Raw genomic sequence first — 16,584 nt, 5'->3', positions numbered from 1 at the left:
CCGATGCGCTATGGCTGTACCGCCTAAAATTGAAGGGCGATTTATAGAGCTACAAGACACGTACACTTCACCCATATGGACAAAAATAAATTTTCAGCAGCAATACATAACCCCTCCTGCGGTATTTATGTTGTCCACTAATCAAGGCGGTAACCCCGCTATAGTGAGAATACGCAATGTAACAACCACAGGGTTTGAAGCATTGCCACTTGAGCCATCAGGAGAAGATGGCGAGCATATAACCATGGGCGCGCACTATTTAGCGGTAGAATATGGAGTGCATGAATTTCCTGATGGGACCATTATGGAAGTGGGGAACACCGACTTACGCCTTGAGCTACAATACGGTGATAAGTCGGGGTTTGCACCTATCACACCTAAAGGTTACAAATCACTGACTTTTAATAAACCGTTTGCGGTAAGGCCTAACTTTTTTCATTCGTTACAAACACTAAATAGTTTAGATAGTAACCCGCCGTCTCAAGCGCTTGTGCCTTTTTTAACCATTGCAGTGCAAAGTGGTTCCTTATCTACAAGCGGGGTAAATATAGCGTTAGAGGCCTCAGAAACCGCATTAGGTGTTATTCAAACTGAAACGGTGGCCTACATGGCTGTAGAGCCTGGCAGTAATCGCACCTTTACCGATGACAATGGGGTAGAAGTGTCCTGGGAGACCTTTTTTACAGGGTTCGAAGTTGATGGTTGGAATGATGGATGTAACTACTTTAATTTTAACAATAACTTTAGTGAAGCACCGCTGGTGGTGGCAAGTAAAAATTCCCGACTTGAAGAAGACGGTGGGTGGCTGCGCAGCTGTAATTTAAGAGCGGATCGGTTAGGGCTGGTGGTTGATGAAGACCGTGATGGCGACAGAGAGCGTAACCACGTAAAAGAAGAAGCCTCTATATTGGCCATGACCAGTACGTTTGTATTTAATGGTGATATTTTAGATTGCGATACTTTATTTCCTGGCGCTATTTCTACCTACAATGATGGACAAGTGCAGCTTGTTCAAGGTGTGGAAATAACCGATAGCAATGCACAATTTATCACCACTACTAATTTAATATCAACGGCACTCACCAACCCGCCTTTGTGTAATGGCCAAGGCTGTGTGGCAACTGGGTATAACTCCCTTGAGCCAAATCAAGCTGCGCAAGTACCCACGGTCACAAACGATGGAAGCTCTACCGGTGAAGTGCCTGTATCGTTAGCTGGCGATTATTTTTATGACGAACTAGCACTTAACTTATTGGAAGATGAGTATAAGGTAACAGCGCCCACCCGTATCTTTTTAAAAGATACATCGTCGCTAATTTCTAGCGCATTTTTGAACATAGGCAAAACGAATATTGTGGTTGAGGAAGGGGCGTATTTAGCTATATATGTCGATGGCGATGTTGCCATTGCGGCCGATGCAAATATTGCTGCATACATTGTCGCAACGGGGGAAGTAAGAATTGCCCAAAATGTCACATACCAGGGCTCTATAACCGCTGCAACACAAGTAATAACCGAGGGCAGCTCTACGTTTGATGCGTTAACAGTGCCAGAGAGTATTCCTGGATTTTGCGGTATTTTTACGCCGGTTTTGCTTGATCACTACCGCATATCATTAAGTGATAACCAAGGCTTAACCTGTCAAGCAAAAGAAATGACATTAACCGCCTGTGCAAACGATGCATGTGATTTACTGTACGATGAGCCCTCCGCACTTGACCTGTCTCCAGATAACAGTGGCCAACAAAGCTGGGTAAGCGGTGAAAATATTACCTTTACAGGCTCTGCCACAGTAGCGCTTGCAAAGCGTACCACAGGCACCGTTACACTTGGCTATAATACCGCCGACCCATCTGCACCGCTGCGTTGTTATATTAATGGTAATAACGTAGGGCTGGGCGGGTGCAAAGTGGTTTTTTCTGATGCAGGGTTTATTTTTAATAACGACACAGCCAATACAGCGAGTATCCCCACTCAATTATCTGGTAAACCCTCTAGCGAGGGTTTTAATGCCGCCGAGCTATCCATTCAAGCGGTTAAAACAAATACTACAACAGGCGTATGCGAAGCCGCATTCCCTGCAGGTGGTCAAGTTGATTTAGATTTAGCTTATAGCTGCAGTGCCGGCGCTACGTGTTCAGATCCAATACAACTTAGTAATAATGCGAATACGTATAGCGTGCAGCAAGCATATCAAACTTTTTCGCTCACCTTTGATCAAGACTCAAAAGCCCCTATTGCTATTAACTACCCTGATGCCGCTAAATTAAGTTTAAATGCACGGGCAACAATTGTATTAGACCCAGTAACTAATTTATCAGTAAGCTTAACCGGCAGTTCTAACGAATATGTAGTTAAGCCCTTTGGGTTAGCGATGCAAGTTGCAAGTGACGGCTATGCCCAAACAGCAAACGATAGTTTATTTAGATTAACGGGTGAGTCATTTGATTTAAAAATGAATGCAGTACAGTGGCGTGCAGGGCAAGACAATAACAACGATGGGATACCTGATAACTATAGCGCTATTCATAGCAACCCCATTGCCAAACACTTCATTAGCGAGTCTCCTTTAGTAACACATAGCTTAGTATTACCCAGCTCTGGTAATGAGGGGCAAATTGAAGCGCTAAGTACCCTTGCCTTTACTGATACGGGAAACTTGAGTGAATCCATATCGCAGTACGCTTATGACCAAGTGGGTATTATAAACGTATTTGCGGGTTTACAAGATGGCGATTATTTTGGTGTGGGCGATGTAAAAGGGCAGCTAAACAACGTAGGGCGGTTTGCTCCATCGCACTATCAAGTATTAGGTGTTCAAGCTGCTGCGCAATGTACACAGTTAGGCAGTAATTTAACCTATTTAGATCAGCCCTTTGAGCTTGGTTTTACGGTACAAGCGCTTAATCATAACAACCAGCTAATGGCTAATTACAAACAAGGCTTTGAAAAAGCCCAAGTACAAATAAATGCCGAAAACAATCAAGCTGGTAATTATGTACCAGCAACAACGCTAACCAGCAGGTTAGCCAATATAAGCAGCAATAGTTGGAACACCCTAGCCGATGGACAGTGGCAAATGAGCGACAGCACTGCCATGTTAACGCGCTTGGCTATAAATAACCCCGACGGCCCATTTACTATGGTTAATCTTATGGCCACCGTCACTAATACAGAAGGCGCTACGTTAATTGATGCCAACGATGAGCCGAGTACGCAAGCAAGCTGCAGCACTGATTGCAATAGTGTGCGTTTAAACGATGTGCCAATAGACTTTCGTTTTGGACGCTTAGTGCTAGGCAGCAATGCCGGCTCAGATTTAGACTCATTACGTGTGCCTATGCAGGCTCAGTACTTTAATGGAACAGGCTTTGTATTAAATACCGAAGATAACTGCAGTGTATTTGAGCATCCGCAGTTATCCCAAATATCGCCTTCAACGCCAATATTAAGCTATGAGTATGGTGCAGGTGCAGCGGGTTCATTAGAGGCAGGCAGCTACCCTACAAACAATGCTATTTATGCAATACCAAATGGCAGTGGTACATTTACATTAGAATACGAAACAGAAAATTGGTTAAAGTGGGATTGGCTTGGTGATAATTCACAGCAAGATCCCCATGCTATTTTGCAATTTGGTCGCTTTAGAGGAAATGATCGGGTTATTTACTGGCGTGAAACAAGAGAATAGTTGTAAACTAAGATAATAATTGAACAAAGCTTGTGTTTTGTGCTTCAAGTACATAGCATAAGGCATTGGGTGTATTGATTTTTGATGGTTGAAAAATGTTCAGCTTTCAAAAGTGAGTACACTCTAATAAACAATAATAACGACCAAATAATTGCCGCTTTTTGGGACTGGAATATATGCGAATTGCTCCTTTATCTCTGTTAATTTCCGCTAGTTTGTTAGCTAGTAGTGCATTTGCACAAGACACAGCAACAGTAACCGGAATTGAATCAGAGATTAGTATTAAACAAACAGAATACGATAACTCGACACAAATACTTGAAAAACACTTAAAAGAAGAAAGTCAGTTACAAAACCAACTTGAACTACTTCGTTCTCGCTCTACAGAGCTTGATAAAGAGAAAAACCAAGCACTTGATGCGATGAACGAAATGTATCGCCGCTTAATTGACGATCCTACGCTTGATATTAGTGCTGCCCAATCGCGCTATCAAAAAGCCGTGGTTGATCATAAGCAAAATAAAGACGACATCTCAATGCAGTTGGCGGCAATTGCATCTCATCGTAAAGATATAGAGCAAATTCGTGTTGCAAAACATACGCTTTTAAACACCTTAGAAAGCTTAAAAGAGCAATTAACTACAGCCCGAGTAGAGCGTTTACGTAATGAGTTTACCCGCGAAGGTACACTTGAAGTAAACCACACAATTAACTGTAAGCGTACCGAAACGCTCGCAGCTTGTGAGCAACGCGGCCAGCAAATGGGTTTACAAAAAGCCACTAAGCGCTTTGTTGATCAAATATTTGCTAATTTAACAGAAGAGCGAATTGTTGAACCAAAACGCAACATGGCAGGCGCACAAGTACAAATTTTAAGTAGCCATGTAGTTAACAGTGCATTTAGTGGACAAGGCAATTACAACGTTAACTTAAGCGTAACCATGCGCGGCGAAGTAAACAGCAGCCGCCTATGTAACTTATTAAACGTAGATAACCGTTATTGTTCTGAATATGGCTCGCCACTCGCGACAGCGTATCAGCCTGGTTACGGTACAACCTACTCTGATAGTCAGTTAACATTCAGCAACGCCGCGGATAATACCGACACTGTGTCTGTATCGCGAATGAACAATCAGCCAGTGCGCGATTATTCAGTGAAAGCTGCACCTACAAAAAAAAACTATCCATCAATTATAAATAAAGAGAAAAATCAGCAAGTTGAGCTGACTTTACGTTCAAATGTTTACGATGATGAAGTGTTTATTGATGGGGTGAGCTTTGGCTCTACGCGTTTAGTTACGCGTTTACCGCGTGGTGTGCATAACGTAGAAATACGTAAATTAGGTTATAAGCCTTACAAAGTGAGAGTTGATTTAACTAAAGCACAGACTATTCATGCTAACTTAGTAAAAAAGTCTGAGTCGATTGCTGCACCGGCTTACACTCGCGAGCAACCAAAACCTGTAAGTCGTACAGCAAGCACTAATCGCTCTGCTGATGTACAAAATAATGTTGTAGTTGTGCCCGCCGGTAAATTTAAGATGGGCGATATTAACGGCAATGGTTTAGCAAATGAACGCCCGGTTATTGAAAAAGTGATAGCCAGCTCATTTGCTATGCAAACCAAAGAGGTTACCGTAGGTGCCTATGAAGCGTTTGTAGCAAGTACTGGGTATAAAACACAAGCAGAGCAAAGCAAAGGGTGTGCTTATTATTTAAATGGCGAACCCGTATGGGAAGCTAATTTAAACTGGCGTAACCCAGGTTTTGAGCAAAGCAGCGATTTTCCTGCTGTGTGTTTAACATTTAACGACGCGAAAGCGTACGCCGAATGGCTCTCTGGCGAAACCGGCCAGCAGTACCGTTTACCTAATGAAGTTGAATGGGAATACGCCGCTCGCGCAGGTACAGAAACAGAATACCCTTGGGGTAACGAAATAGGTAAAAATTTAGCTAACTGTGGTTGGTGTGGTAGCGAATGGTCAAACAAACGTGCAGCACCGGTGGGTTCTTTTTCTCCTAACGCATTTGGATTATACGACACCGTAGGCAATGTGTGGGAATGGACAGCTAAAGAGTCGGGCGAATCTGATGTTGCAGTAAGAGGCGGGGCGTGGAACTTTGCACCAAGCCTTGCACGTGCTTCAACACGATTAATTTTAGCGCCAGATTTTAGATCTAACTACATTGGCTTTCGCTTAGTCCGCGAACGATAGCATTTAACCAAGGAAGCCTAGCTTCCTTTTTTCACAAATTAACAAAGGTAGTTGCGCTTTATATTGCTCATCTAATTAGGCATGTTAAAGTGAGTGCAGCTAACATAAGAACGTATTTCAAAGGTCATCCAGCCTCATGTTTAAAAAACTCCGTGGTATTTTTTCAAACGATCTATCGATCGACTTGGGTACAGCCAATACCCTTATCTATGTAAAAGAAGAAGGTATTGTACTTAACGAACCTTCAGTTGTAGCTATTCGTCAAGAACGCGCTGGTGGACCTAAAAGTGTCGCTTCTGTGGGTACAGAAGCAAAACAAATGCTAGGGCGTACACCGGGTAATATTAAAGCGATTCGCCCAATGAAAGATGGCGTAATAGCCGACTTTTATGTAACCGAAAAAATGTTACAACACTTTATAAAACAAGTGCACAACAATAACTTTATGCGCCCAAGCCCGCGTGTACTTATTTGTGTACCGTGTGGTGCAACCCAAGTAGAAAAGCGTGCAATCCGCGAATCAGCAATGGGTGCCGGCGCGCGCGAAGTGTACCTAATTGAAGAGCCAATGGCCGCAGCAATTGGTGCTGGGCTACCAGTATCAGAAGCAACCGGTTCTATGGTTGTTGATATTGGTGGTGGTACTACCGAAGTTGCTATTATTTCACTAAACGGTGTTGTTTACTCATCGTCTGTGCGTATTGGTGGCGATAAATTTGATGAAGCCATTATTAATTATGTGCGCCGTAACTTTGGTAGCCTAATTGGTGAAGCAACGGCTGAAAATATTAAACATCAAATTGGCTCTGCTTTTAAAACTGACGAACCAATTGAAATTGAAGTACGCGGTCGTAACTTAGCCGAAGGTGTTCCTCGCTCATTTACACTTAACTCGCACGAAATTTTAGAAGCACTCCAAGAGCCGCTAATGGGCATTGTAAGTGCGGTAATGGTTGCACTTGAGCAGTCGCCACCTGAGCTTGCATCGGATATTTCAGCTCACGGTATGGTACTGACTGGCGGTGGTGCACTATTAAAAGATTTAGATCGTTTATTAATGGAAGAAACAGGCATTCCTGTGGTTGTTGCCGATGATCCACTTACGTGTGTAGCACGTGGCGGCGGTAAAGCACTTGAAATGATTGATGTTCATGGTGGTGACGTTTTTAGTTACGATTAATGAAATTACTGTTTGGACAAACCATCTCTTTGCAACTGCGACTTTTTGTCGCAGTGCTTTTGAGCATAGTGCTCATTGCGGGCGATAAGTTTACACAAGGCGGCACGGTTATACGTACAAGCCTTAATACACTTGTCAGCCCATTAATTTACGTTGCCAACCTACCTTACGAAATATTTAGCTTAGGTGCTAAAAGCCTGCATACCCGCGATCAGTTACTGAGTGAAAACGAAGCGCTGAAAAAAAAGCAAATGCTACAAAGCGAGCAATTGCAGCAATACCAATTTTTAGCCCGCGAAAACCAAAAGCTACGCGCTTTACTTGGCTCATCGGCTAAGCAATCTAATCGTAAAAAAATAGCCCAAGTACTTTCTGTACATTCAAACCCTTATAGTCATCAAGTGGTTATTAACCGCGGTACCACCGACGGCCTAAGCGAAGGCCAAGCGGTAATTGATGAAATGGGGGTTGTTGGCCAATTAACAAAAGTAGGCTCTACCACATCGCGCGTGCTACTAATGACCGACACAACTCATGCTACGCCGGTACGTATACTACGAAACGACGTACGCACGGTAGTCGAAGGCATAGGTAAAATTAACGTTGTTAAGCTTTCGCATGTACCTCATAGCCTTGATGTTCGCATTGGTGATGTACTCGTGACCTCGGGGCTTGGCGGTACGTTTCCTGAAGGTTACCCGGTGGCTGTTGTCACCGAAATAAACCGCGATGAAGGGCGCCCATTTGCTCAAGTATTTGCAGAGCCTATTGCACAGCTAGACCGTATTCGTTTGTTGGTTATTTTATGGCGCAATCAACAGGAGCAAATCAGCGATGATTAATCGTTATTCATTGTTAATTGCCCTAAGCATCTTTTTTGCTTTAATTATGGCATTAATGCCACTGCCTTTTTCGTTTGAGCCTTTCAGACCTGATTGGGTATTACTGGTATTAATGTACTGGTCGCTGGCAGTGCCGCATAGATTAAATATTGGTACCGCGTGGGTTGTTGGCCTACTCATGGACTTAGCCTTAGGCTCGCCATTAGGGGTTAACTCACTCACGTATTCTATTTGTATATTTGTGACCGCAAGTAACTTTCAAAAAATACGTAACTTTTCGCTTTGGCAGCAAAGCTTATTAGTGGGCTTATTTTTAACCTTGTATCACTTAATGCAATTTTGGTTAAATCACTTTTTATTAGGTGTTTATTTTAATCCACAATACCTGTGGCCAGTGGCGACCGGTATGGTCAGCTGGTTTTGGGTCTTTTTACTTCTTCGCAAATACCGTAGACATTTTAGGATCAGGTAATGACAACCGCAGTATATTTGGCATCAGCCTCCCCGCGACGTAAAGAGTTGTTGAGTCAGTTAGGCATTGAGTTTGAACAGTTCAGTGTAGATGCAGATGAAACCCCACTTGCAAACGAGCAGCCTCATGCATTGGTTGAGCGCTTAGCTCGCTTAAAAGCGCAAACAGGCGTAGCGCTTGGTTACACAGACCGCCCAGTGCTTGGTAGTGATACTGTGGTTGTTATTGATAACGAATCGTTGGGTAAACCACGCGATAAAAACGATTTTATAACAACACTTAAACGTTTATCTGGTAATACACATCAAGTACTTACTGCCGTTGCTTTTGCTACACAAACAGATGTACTAAGTTGTGTAGTGAGTACCGATGTGACCTTTAAAACCCTCAGCGATGAAGAAATAAATAGCTATTGGGAGTCAAACGAGCCACAAGATAAAGCCGGTGGTTATGGCATTCAAGGCTTAGGTGGTCGCTTTGTTACACACATTGCGGGTAGCTATTTTGCTGTTGTAGGCTTACCTTTATACGAGACCGAACAATTATTACAAGCATTCTTAAGAAGGTAACATGAGTACAGAATTACTAATAAATGTCACGCCAAGTGAAAGCCGTGTTGCCCTAATCGAAAACGGTGTATTACAAGAAATTCAACTAGAGCGTATAGGCAACCTAGGTATTGTAGGCAATATTTATTTAGGAAAAATAAGCCGCGTACTGCCAGGCATGCAAGCTGCTTTTGTTGATATAGGCCTAGAAAAAGCCGCTTTTTTGCATGCATCAGACATAGTCAATAGCGCCTCAATAGTTGAGGGCGTAGACGACGAGCCAATAAAAAAAGTACAAGACATACGTGAGCTAGTACGCCAAGGGCAATACATTATGGTGCAAGTGGTTAAAGACCCACTAGGCACTAAAGGAGCAAGGCTTACTACCGATATCACTATACCTTCGCGCTATTTAGTGTTTATGCCAGACGCTACGCATGTAGGTGTTAGTCAGCGTATTGAAACCGAAGAAGAGCGTGCGCGACTAAAAAAAATAGTGGCAGAATACGGCGACGATAATGGCAGTTTTATTGTTCGTACAGCGGCAGAGGGCGCCAGTGAAGCGGAGCTAAGACACGATGCTGAATTTTTACGAAAACTGTGGCAAAAAATTGTATCACGTCGTAAAAAAACCAATAAAGCCAGTATATTACACGAAGACTTAACGCTTGCATTTAGAACCCTGCGCGACTACGTAGGTGAAGATATGGAGCGTATTAGGGTTGACTCTAAGCTAACCTATCAAGAGCTAAAGCTGTTTACTGAAGAGTTTGTGCCTTTGCTTTCGCAGGCACTTGAGTACTACCCAGGTGAGCGCCCAATTTTTGACTTATTTGACGTTGAAACCGAAATTCAAAAAGCATTGCATCGTAAAGTCACGCTTAAGTCGGGCGGTTATTTAATTATCGACCAAACCGAAGCGATGACAACCGTTGATGTGAATACAGGTGCGTTTGTAGGGCATCGTAATTTAGAAGAAACCATTTTTAATACCAATGTAGAAGCCACATCAGCCATTGCTAGGCAGCTACGCCTGCGTAACTTAGGCGGTATTATTATTATCGATTTTATCGATATGATCAGCGAAGATCATAAACGCAGAGTATTACATTCTCTAGAGTCAGCACTATCTAAAGACCGTGCAAAAGCCAACATAAATGGCTTAAGCGCATTAGGCTTAGTAGAAATGACCCGTAAGCGCACCCGCGAAAGCCTTGAGCATATTTTGTGTGATGTGTGTCCGGCTTGCTCTGGGCGTGGCTCACAAAAAACAGTCGAAACCGTATGCTATGAAATACTGCGTGAAATAGTGCGCGTTAATCGTGCCTACGATGCCGATAAATTCATGGTATATGCGGCGCCGGCTGTAAGTGAAGCCTTACTCAATGATGAGTATCATAACCTTGCCGAACTTGAACTATTTATTGGTAAGCAGGTCAATATTCAAACAGAGAGCCTATACAGCCAAGAGCAGTTTGATGTGGTAATGATGTAATGAAAACGAAAGCGGTCTGTTTTTTTTGTTTTAGAAAGTTATGGCAAACCTGCGCCATAATTTTAGTATTACTGGCCGTGATTGTTTCTATTTTAAAGTACACCTTACCTTATGCAAACGACTACAAAGGCGATATAGAAACCTACCTGCACGATAAATTTGCCATTAGTCTTTCTATAGGCGCAATCTCTGCCAGTTGGCATGGCGCCGGCCCTGCCTTGGTATTAGAAGATCTCTCCTTTAAGGATAACGAAACTGCGCCTATATCGCTTACTATTGCCAAAACAAGCCTAGAACTTAACCTATGGGAGAGCATTAAAGCCTTTCAGTTAAAGTCTAATTACTTTGTTATTAATGGCTTTCATACCAGTGTAAATATTCAAAATTTATTTAATAACACCAATAACGATGATGTCTCGTTTGAACAAAAAGAGCTAATTGAAGAGCTGTTTTTGGGAGATACAGGGCATTTTGCTATTGAAAATTCGAGTATTAATTTCATTTTAGAAGATGGTAGAGAGCGCAAACTATTACTCGAAAACATAGTATGGCAAAACCAAGATGAACAGCATTTAGGAAGCGGCAGCCTCGCCTTGCCCGGCATTAGTGTGGGTAGCTTTGACGCTCGTATCGCACTTAGTGGCAAAACTATAGAGCAAATTGCGGGTGATATTTACGTACAAGCAAATAGCGTAGATGTGTCTAATTGGTTGGCGCAATATATTAATACTGAAAAACAACAGCTTTACACAGACATAAACTTAAAGTCTTGGCTTAAGCTCGAAAATGGTTTTATCAGCGATGTAAAAATGCAGTGGTTACCTAGCTTTGTGCACTGGCAAAACAACCAACAAGCTAAACAAGTAAGCTTAAGCGAAGGGGGATTTCATTTATTTCCTGAGGCAAACGCTTGGCACTTAAAAAGCACGGGCCTAACATTTAGTAATAACGACACAACCTGGCCAAGTCTAGAATTTGAGGCAAACTTAGGTAAGCAAAATAAAGTGTGGCTGCAGCAGGTTGATCTTTCTTTACTGAGTAACTTGGCGTCGTTAACTAATTTTGAAGCATTACAGCCACTTTTAAACCGCAAACCAAGCGGTTTTATCGATCAAGCCTACCTAGAACTTAATCCAGATGAGCAATGGCAGTTATGGTTTTCAGCTAATAATATTGGCTGGCAAGAAGTGTCTGGTATTCCTGCAGCGCAGGCGCTGAGAGTCTCGGGGCTTATAAATCAGCAGCGCGGGCGAGTGCAGCTATTTGGCGAAAACGGGACTTTAATAACCGGCAACAGCTTCAGTAAAAATATTGATTACAACCAAATTAATATCGATCTGGATTTAGCAAAAACAGATAATTACTGGAATGTAAGCAGTAATAATATTTGGTTTGATAATAACGAAGTTACCTTAGCGGCTGAGCTAAATGTAAGCCTTAGCGACGATCCTCGCTTAGATCTATACGCAGAAGCCTATGCAGAGGATGCCACAGTAGCTGGGCACTACTTTCCGTTAAAGGCAATGAGCCCTCAACTTGTAAGCTACTTAAACGGTGCAATAAAAGGGGGCGAAGTAGCTAAGGCGCAAGTATTATTTGCAGGTCCGCTCTCAGGTTTTCCTTTCACCGATGGCAGCGGCCAATTTGATGTACTCGCGCAAATAGATAACGCAACGTACGCGTTTGACCCCAATTGGCCGGCAGTAACTAACGCTAATGTGCAGCTGCATTTTGCCAACGAGCGAATGGATATTTATAGCCAGCAAGGCCAGTTAGTTAATTTAGAAGTAGGCGATAGCGTGCAAGTGAGTATTGCCGATTTAATGCACGCTGATCAACTCATTGTACAAATAGATAAACGCGCGCAAATGGAAAAACTGCATGACTTTTTTGCAGCCACCCCGATTGCAAACCCACTGGCCAATATTTTTGAAGTGGTGCAGGGTAAAGGTCAAGCCGATGCAAGCGTAACTCTTTTGATTGGCTCTAAATTTAAAGGTGGAGCCAGTGTCAGCGGCAAAGTAAAACTAAACGATTTGCCTGTTTATATTGCAGCCCCTGGCATTGCGCTTGAAAAACTAAGCGGCGAGCTCAGCTTTGAAAACGATACAATTAGCATGCAAAACGCCAGCGCTACATGGTTGGGTATGCCGCTTAGCATTAACTATAATAGTGCAAGCGAAGCACAGCAGTACACCGCTAATATTGATATAACGGCGTTACTAAATGCAGATAGACTAACAACCCAGGCGCAAGGTGTACTGAAAGGGTACCTGAGTGGGCAAAGTGAAGTTGATTTAGGCCTTGCACTTAATTTTACTGAGCAAGGCTTTAATTACCGCGCTCAGGTAAGCTCAGAGCTACGAGGGTTAACGAGCACGCTACCAGCGCCCTATGGCAAAACAAGTGAACAGGTTTGGCCGTTAACTGGCATAGTGCAAGGCGATGATATTTCAAATCTTATTACGGCTAATGCTAATCAGCAGTTATATTTTAATGCGATTTTAGAAAACGGTCAGCCGCAATTTAGTAATATGCATATTGTACTTGGTGAGCAAGATTTAGGGCTAAATCAAAAAGATTTAAGCGTTAATATTAACCTTGAACAAACGCAACTAGAAGCATGGTTTGAATTAATAGACCAAATAATTAAAGCCGCTCAAGCTAAGCCAAACCAGCAGTCTGAGGGTATTATGCCGCCATTAAATGAAGTGGTTGCGCATATTGACAAAGTTAATGCTAGCGACATTATTTTTAACGATTTTGAAATGCGCTTAGCGCCCCAGCAAAACGACTTATATTTAAAGCTTAATGCCAAAGAGCTGCGTGCTGAGGTGTTTATTCCTAGCTCTCAGCCAAGCCAGCCGATACGTATAAATAGCGATTACTTAAGACTCAACTTTGCACCTAAAGTAGATGAAGAACTTGAGATCACCGATGTACTGCCAGAGCAAAACCTAGAGTGGCTTAACACAGTACCTGCCATTGAATTTGAATGTGCAGATTGTAAAGTGGCAAGTTATCAGCTTGATAAAGTGAGCGCTTCGCTGGTCGGTAAAGGCGACAAGCTCAGTATTTCTGAGCTTGTGGTTGATAAGGGCGACCATATTTTACGTACCAAAGGGCAATGGCAAGGTGGCTTTACGCAATTTAATGGTGAACTTAAAAGTGACGATATAGGCGCGCTATTTGATGAGTTTGATATCACCACCGCTATAAAAGACTCAAAAGCCGATATTAACTACAACCTTGCTTGGCAAGGCGCTCCGTATAACTTTGATATACCTAGTTTGGGCGGTGAAGTTAAGTGGGATTTAGGCGAAGGCCACATTGCTGAAATAAGTGATGGTGGGGCACGTGTGTTTTCGTTACTTAGCCTTGACTCGCTAGTGCGTAAATTAAAACTCGATTTTAGAGATGTATTTTCAAAAGGCTTTTTTTACAACAGCTTAAAAGGCTCTATGCAGCTAGATAAAGGTATAGCCTACACAAAAGATACCAAAATGGATGGCGTGCCAGCCGATTTAACGATTAACGGCTATGCTAATTTAAACACCCTTGAAATAGATTACGATTTAGCAGTGGCACCACAAGTAACATCTAGTATTCCGGTTATTGTGGCTTGGATGGTTAATCCCGTCACAGGGCTTGCCGCTTTAGCGCTTGATAAGGTTATTCACTCAGCAAGGGTGATCTCCGAAATTAACTTTAAAGTAACCGGCAAAATGAATGACCCTGTGGTACAAGAGCTTGAGCGTAAAAGTAAGGAAGTTACCTTACCGCAAGCTGCGCAAAATCAGCCGCAAGCGGCCAGCACACTCACACTTAAAGATGCCGCGGTAACAGCAACACAATGAGTATGCTAAATACCAATATAATTGCTTTGCAAATGTGCTCAGGCATCAACCCCGACGACAACATGGCAACCCTTGGCGAGGCGTTAAATAAACTCCCCACAGCCAGGCCAATGCTTGTGTGTTTACCCGAGGCGTTTTTAGTATTTAGTAAAAGTGGCCATGATACGCTAGCGGTTGCTAAACGTATTACACACTATAAACAGCAATTAAGTGCATTGTGTAAAAAGCATAATATTTGGCTAAATGCGGGCACCATCCCTGAGCCACACAAAAATAATAAATACTTTGCGGCCTCGCACTTATTTAATAGCCAAGGTGAATGCGTAGCCACGTACAATAAAATGCATTTATTTGATGTTGATGTGGCCGATAAAACCGCCAGCTATCGAGAGTCAGACTTTACTCAGGCAGGCGATGATGTGGTGGTTGTTGCTACACCGTTTGGTAAAATTGGCTTAACAGTATGTTATGATTTGCGCTTTAGCGGATTATTTAGCGCACTTACGCGCCAAGGGGCTGAAATAATTTTAGTGCCCAGTGCTTTTACACTCCCTACAGGGCAAGCACATTGGCAACCCTTATTAAAAGCACGCGCAATAGAAACGCAATGTTACGTTATTGCAGCGGCGCAGTATGGAACGCATCAAAATGGCCGCCAAACATACGGCCACAGTATTATTATTTCACCGTGGGGCGAGCAAATAGCAACGCTTGAAAGTGGAGTAGGGTTTATAAGCGGTTACGCCGACCTAAACCAGTTAAATAAAATTAGAAGAGATATGCCCGTGCAATCTCATCAACGATTTAGAGAGCATTTATTATGAATTCGGTTGAACAGCATTTATTACACGACAGCCAGCTAAATCGAGAAGAACTCGAAAAAACGCTTGGGTATATTCATCAGCATAAAGTGGATTACGCCGATTTATACTTTCAATCAAGCCATCATGAGTCTTGGGTGCTTGAAGACGGCTTAGTAAAAGAAGGCTCGTACAATGTTGAGCGCGGAGTAGGTGTTCGTGCCGTTAGTGGTGAAAAAACAGGGTTTTCTTACTCTGATGCTATTAACCTTGAAGCGTTAAACAAAGCCGCAACGGCAGCTCGTAGCATTGCCGATGCAGGCGAAGATAAAACCATTAAAGTATTTAGCGATGTGAAAGCAAAAGAGCAATTTGCCCCGCATCAGCCAATATCAAGCATGAGTGACAGCGATAAAGTGAGTTTATTGCGTGAGCTTGAAAACTACATACGCGAACTCGCCCCTGATGCTGAGCAAGTAATTAGTTCAATGTCGGCTGTATACGAAGAAGTATTAATTGCTGCCAGCGATGGCACGTTTGCTACCGATATACGCCCGCTTATTCGTTTAAACTGCTCCGTTTTACTTGAAAAAAATGGCCGCCGTGAGCGCGGTGGTGCAGGGGGCGGCGCACGCTTAGATTATGGTTACTTTAAAGAACTAGTTGAAGGCAAGCCACGTTGGATGGGCTTTGCCGAAGAAGCTGTACGCCAAGCTAAAGTAAACTTAGAGGCAATTGATGCACCAGCTGGCACAATGGAAGTGGTGTTAGGCAATGGCTGGCCTGGCGTGCTTTTACACGAAGCTGTAGGCCATGGCCTTGAAGGCGACTTTAACCGTAAAGGGGCTTCGGCATTTAGCGGTAAAGTGGGGCAAAAAGTAGCGTCTGAGCTGTGTACAGTAGTTGATGATGGCACCATGGCCGATCGCCGCGGTTCACTTAACGTTGACGATGAAGGCACGCCTGCAGCTTATAACGTACTTATCGAAAACGGTATTTTAAAAGGTTACATGCAAGATAAGCTCAATGCGCGTTTAATGGGTGTAAACCCAACAGGTAATGCACGTCGTGAGTCGTATGCGCATTTACCTATGCCGCGTATGACCAACACCTACATGCTAGGGGGCGAGCATAGCCAAGCCGATATTATAAGCTCAGTTAAAAAAGGGGTATTTGCACCAAACTTTGGTGGCGGCCAAGTAGATATTACTTCAGGTAAGTTTGTATTTAGCGCATCAGAGGCGTATTTAATTGAAAACGGTAAAATTACCCAGCCAATTAAAGGTGCAACACTGATTGGCAATGGCCCAGAGGTGATGCAGCATATTTCTATGGTAGGCAACGATTTAGCCCTTGATAAAGGCGTAGGTGTCTGCGGTAAAGATGGCCAAAGTGTTCCTGTAGGGGTAGGTCAACCAAGCCTTAAAATAGACCAACTTACAGTAGGTGGCACCGCATAAAACAATAAAGCGCGAAGCAATTC

The 16,584-nt window shown here is 43.1% G+C and carries 10 protein-coding genes; all 10 read left to right on the top strand.

Annotated elements, in window-relative coordinates; translation table 11 throughout:
• The first annotated feature begins 10 nt into the window (after positions 1 to 10).
• A complete protein-coding gene (locus CWB60_RS10040; protein ID WP_249318390.1) occupies positions 11 to 3,691 on the top strand; it encodes an H-type lectin domain-containing protein in 3,681 nt (1,226 codons plus the stop codon).
• Positions 3,692 to 3,867: 176 nt separating this feature from the next.
• Positions 3,868 to 5,907: an SUMF1/EgtB/PvdO family nonheme iron enzyme gene (locus tag CWB60_RS10035; protein ID WP_004585755.1), complete on the top strand. Its 2,040-nt coding sequence runs from the start codon at positions 3,868 to 3,870 to the stop codon at positions 5,905 to 5,907.
• 136 nt (positions 5,908 to 6,043) lie between these two features.
• Complete coding sequence (locus CWB60_RS10030; protein WP_002958401.1) at positions 6,044 to 7,087, top strand: rod shape-determining protein; 1,044 nt, start codon at positions 6,044 to 6,046, stop codon at positions 7,085 to 7,087.
• On the top strand, positions 7,087 to 7,929 hold the full coding sequence (gene mreC, locus CWB60_RS10025) for a rod shape-determining protein MreC (protein ID WP_138577019.1): 843 nt from the start codon (positions 7,087 to 7,089) through the stop codon (positions 7,927 to 7,929). Before CWB60_RS10030 ends, mreC begins: the two co-directional genes overlap by 1 nt.
• Positions 7,922 to 8,401 (top strand): rod shape-determining protein MreD, encoded by a 480-nt coding sequence (gene mreD / locus CWB60_RS10020; protein WP_004585757.1) that lies wholly within the window; start codon positions 7,922 to 7,924, stop codon positions 8,399 to 8,401. Before mreC ends, mreD begins: the two co-directional genes overlap by 8 nt.
• Entirely contained in the window at positions 8,401 to 8,970 is a 570-nt protein-coding gene (locus CWB60_RS10015; RefSeq protein WP_024032489.1) for a Maf family protein, read from the top strand. Before mreD ends, CWB60_RS10015 begins: the two co-directional genes overlap by 1 nt.
• Before the next feature lies 1 nt (position 8,971).
• A complete protein-coding gene (gene rng, locus CWB60_RS10010) occupies positions 8,972 to 10,444 on the top strand; it encodes a ribonuclease G (RefSeq protein WP_004585759.1) in 1,473 nt (490 codons plus the stop codon).
• Positions 10,444 to 14,301, top strand: coding sequence for a YhdP family protein (locus CWB60_RS10005; RefSeq protein ID WP_138577021.1), 3,858 nt, complete (start codon positions 10,444 to 10,446; stop codon positions 14,299 to 14,301). The genes rng and CWB60_RS10005 overlap by 1 nt, the downstream gene beginning before the upstream one ends.
• A complete protein-coding gene (locus tag CWB60_RS10000; RefSeq protein WP_138577023.1) occupies positions 14,298 to 15,125 on the top strand; it encodes a carbon-nitrogen hydrolase family protein in 828 nt (275 codons plus the stop codon). The genes CWB60_RS10005 and CWB60_RS10000 overlap by 4 nt, the downstream gene beginning before the upstream one ends.
• Positions 15,122 to 16,561: a metalloprotease TldD gene (tldD, locus tag CWB60_RS09995; protein ID WP_024032486.1), complete on the top strand. Its 1,440-nt coding sequence runs from the start codon at positions 15,122 to 15,124 to the stop codon at positions 16,559 to 16,561. Before CWB60_RS10000 ends, tldD begins: the two co-directional genes overlap by 4 nt.
• Positions 16,562 to 16,584: the final 23 nt, after the last annotated feature.

The sequence above is a fragment of the Pseudoalteromonas sp. S327 genome, assembly GCF_005886415.1.
GTDB classification, from domain to species: Bacteria; Pseudomonadota; Gammaproteobacteria; order Enterobacterales; family Alteromonadaceae; genus Pseudoalteromonas; species Pseudoalteromonas atlantica.
Note: the sequence above shows the minus strand (reverse complement) of the source record. Positions and strands in the feature narration are given on the sequence as shown.

What these genes read in the sequence shown, in the direction of transcription:
- CWB60_RS10005 (WP_138577021.1), top strand. Translation starts at nt 10,444, where the DNA reads ATGAAAACGAAAGCGGTCTGTTTTTTTTGTTTTAGAAAGTTATGGCAA.
- CWB60_RS10040 (WP_249318390.1), top strand. Translation starts at nt 11, where the DNA reads ATGGCTGTACCGCCTAAAATTGAAGGGCGATTTATAGAGCTACAAGAC.
- tldD (WP_024032486.1), top strand. Translation starts at nt 15,122, where the DNA reads ATGAATTCGGTTGAACAGCATTTATTACACGACAGCCAGCTAAATCGA.
- mreD (WP_004585757.1), top strand. Translation starts at nt 7,922, where the DNA reads ATGATTAATCGTTATTCATTGTTAATTGCCCTAAGCATCTTTTTTGCT.
- mreC (WP_138577019.1), top strand. Translation starts at nt 7,087, where the DNA reads ATGAAATTACTGTTTGGACAAACCATCTCTTTGCAACTGCGACTTTTT.
- CWB60_RS10000 (WP_138577023.1), top strand. Translation starts at nt 14,298, where the DNA reads ATGAGTATGCTAAATACCAATATAATTGCTTTGCAAATGTGCTCAGGC.
- rng (WP_004585759.1), top strand. Translation starts at nt 8,972, where the DNA reads ATGAGTACAGAATTACTAATAAATGTCACGCCAAGTGAAAGCCGTGTT.
- CWB60_RS10030 (WP_002958401.1), top strand. Translation starts at nt 6,044, where the DNA reads ATGTTTAAAAAACTCCGTGGTATTTTTTCAAACGATCTATCGATCGAC.
- CWB60_RS10035 (WP_004585755.1), top strand. Translation starts at nt 3,868, where the DNA reads ATGCGAATTGCTCCTTTATCTCTGTTAATTTCCGCTAGTTTGTTAGCT.
- CWB60_RS10015 (WP_024032489.1), top strand. Translation starts at nt 8,401, where the DNA reads ATGACAACCGCAGTATATTTGGCATCAGCCTCCCCGCGACGTAAAGAG.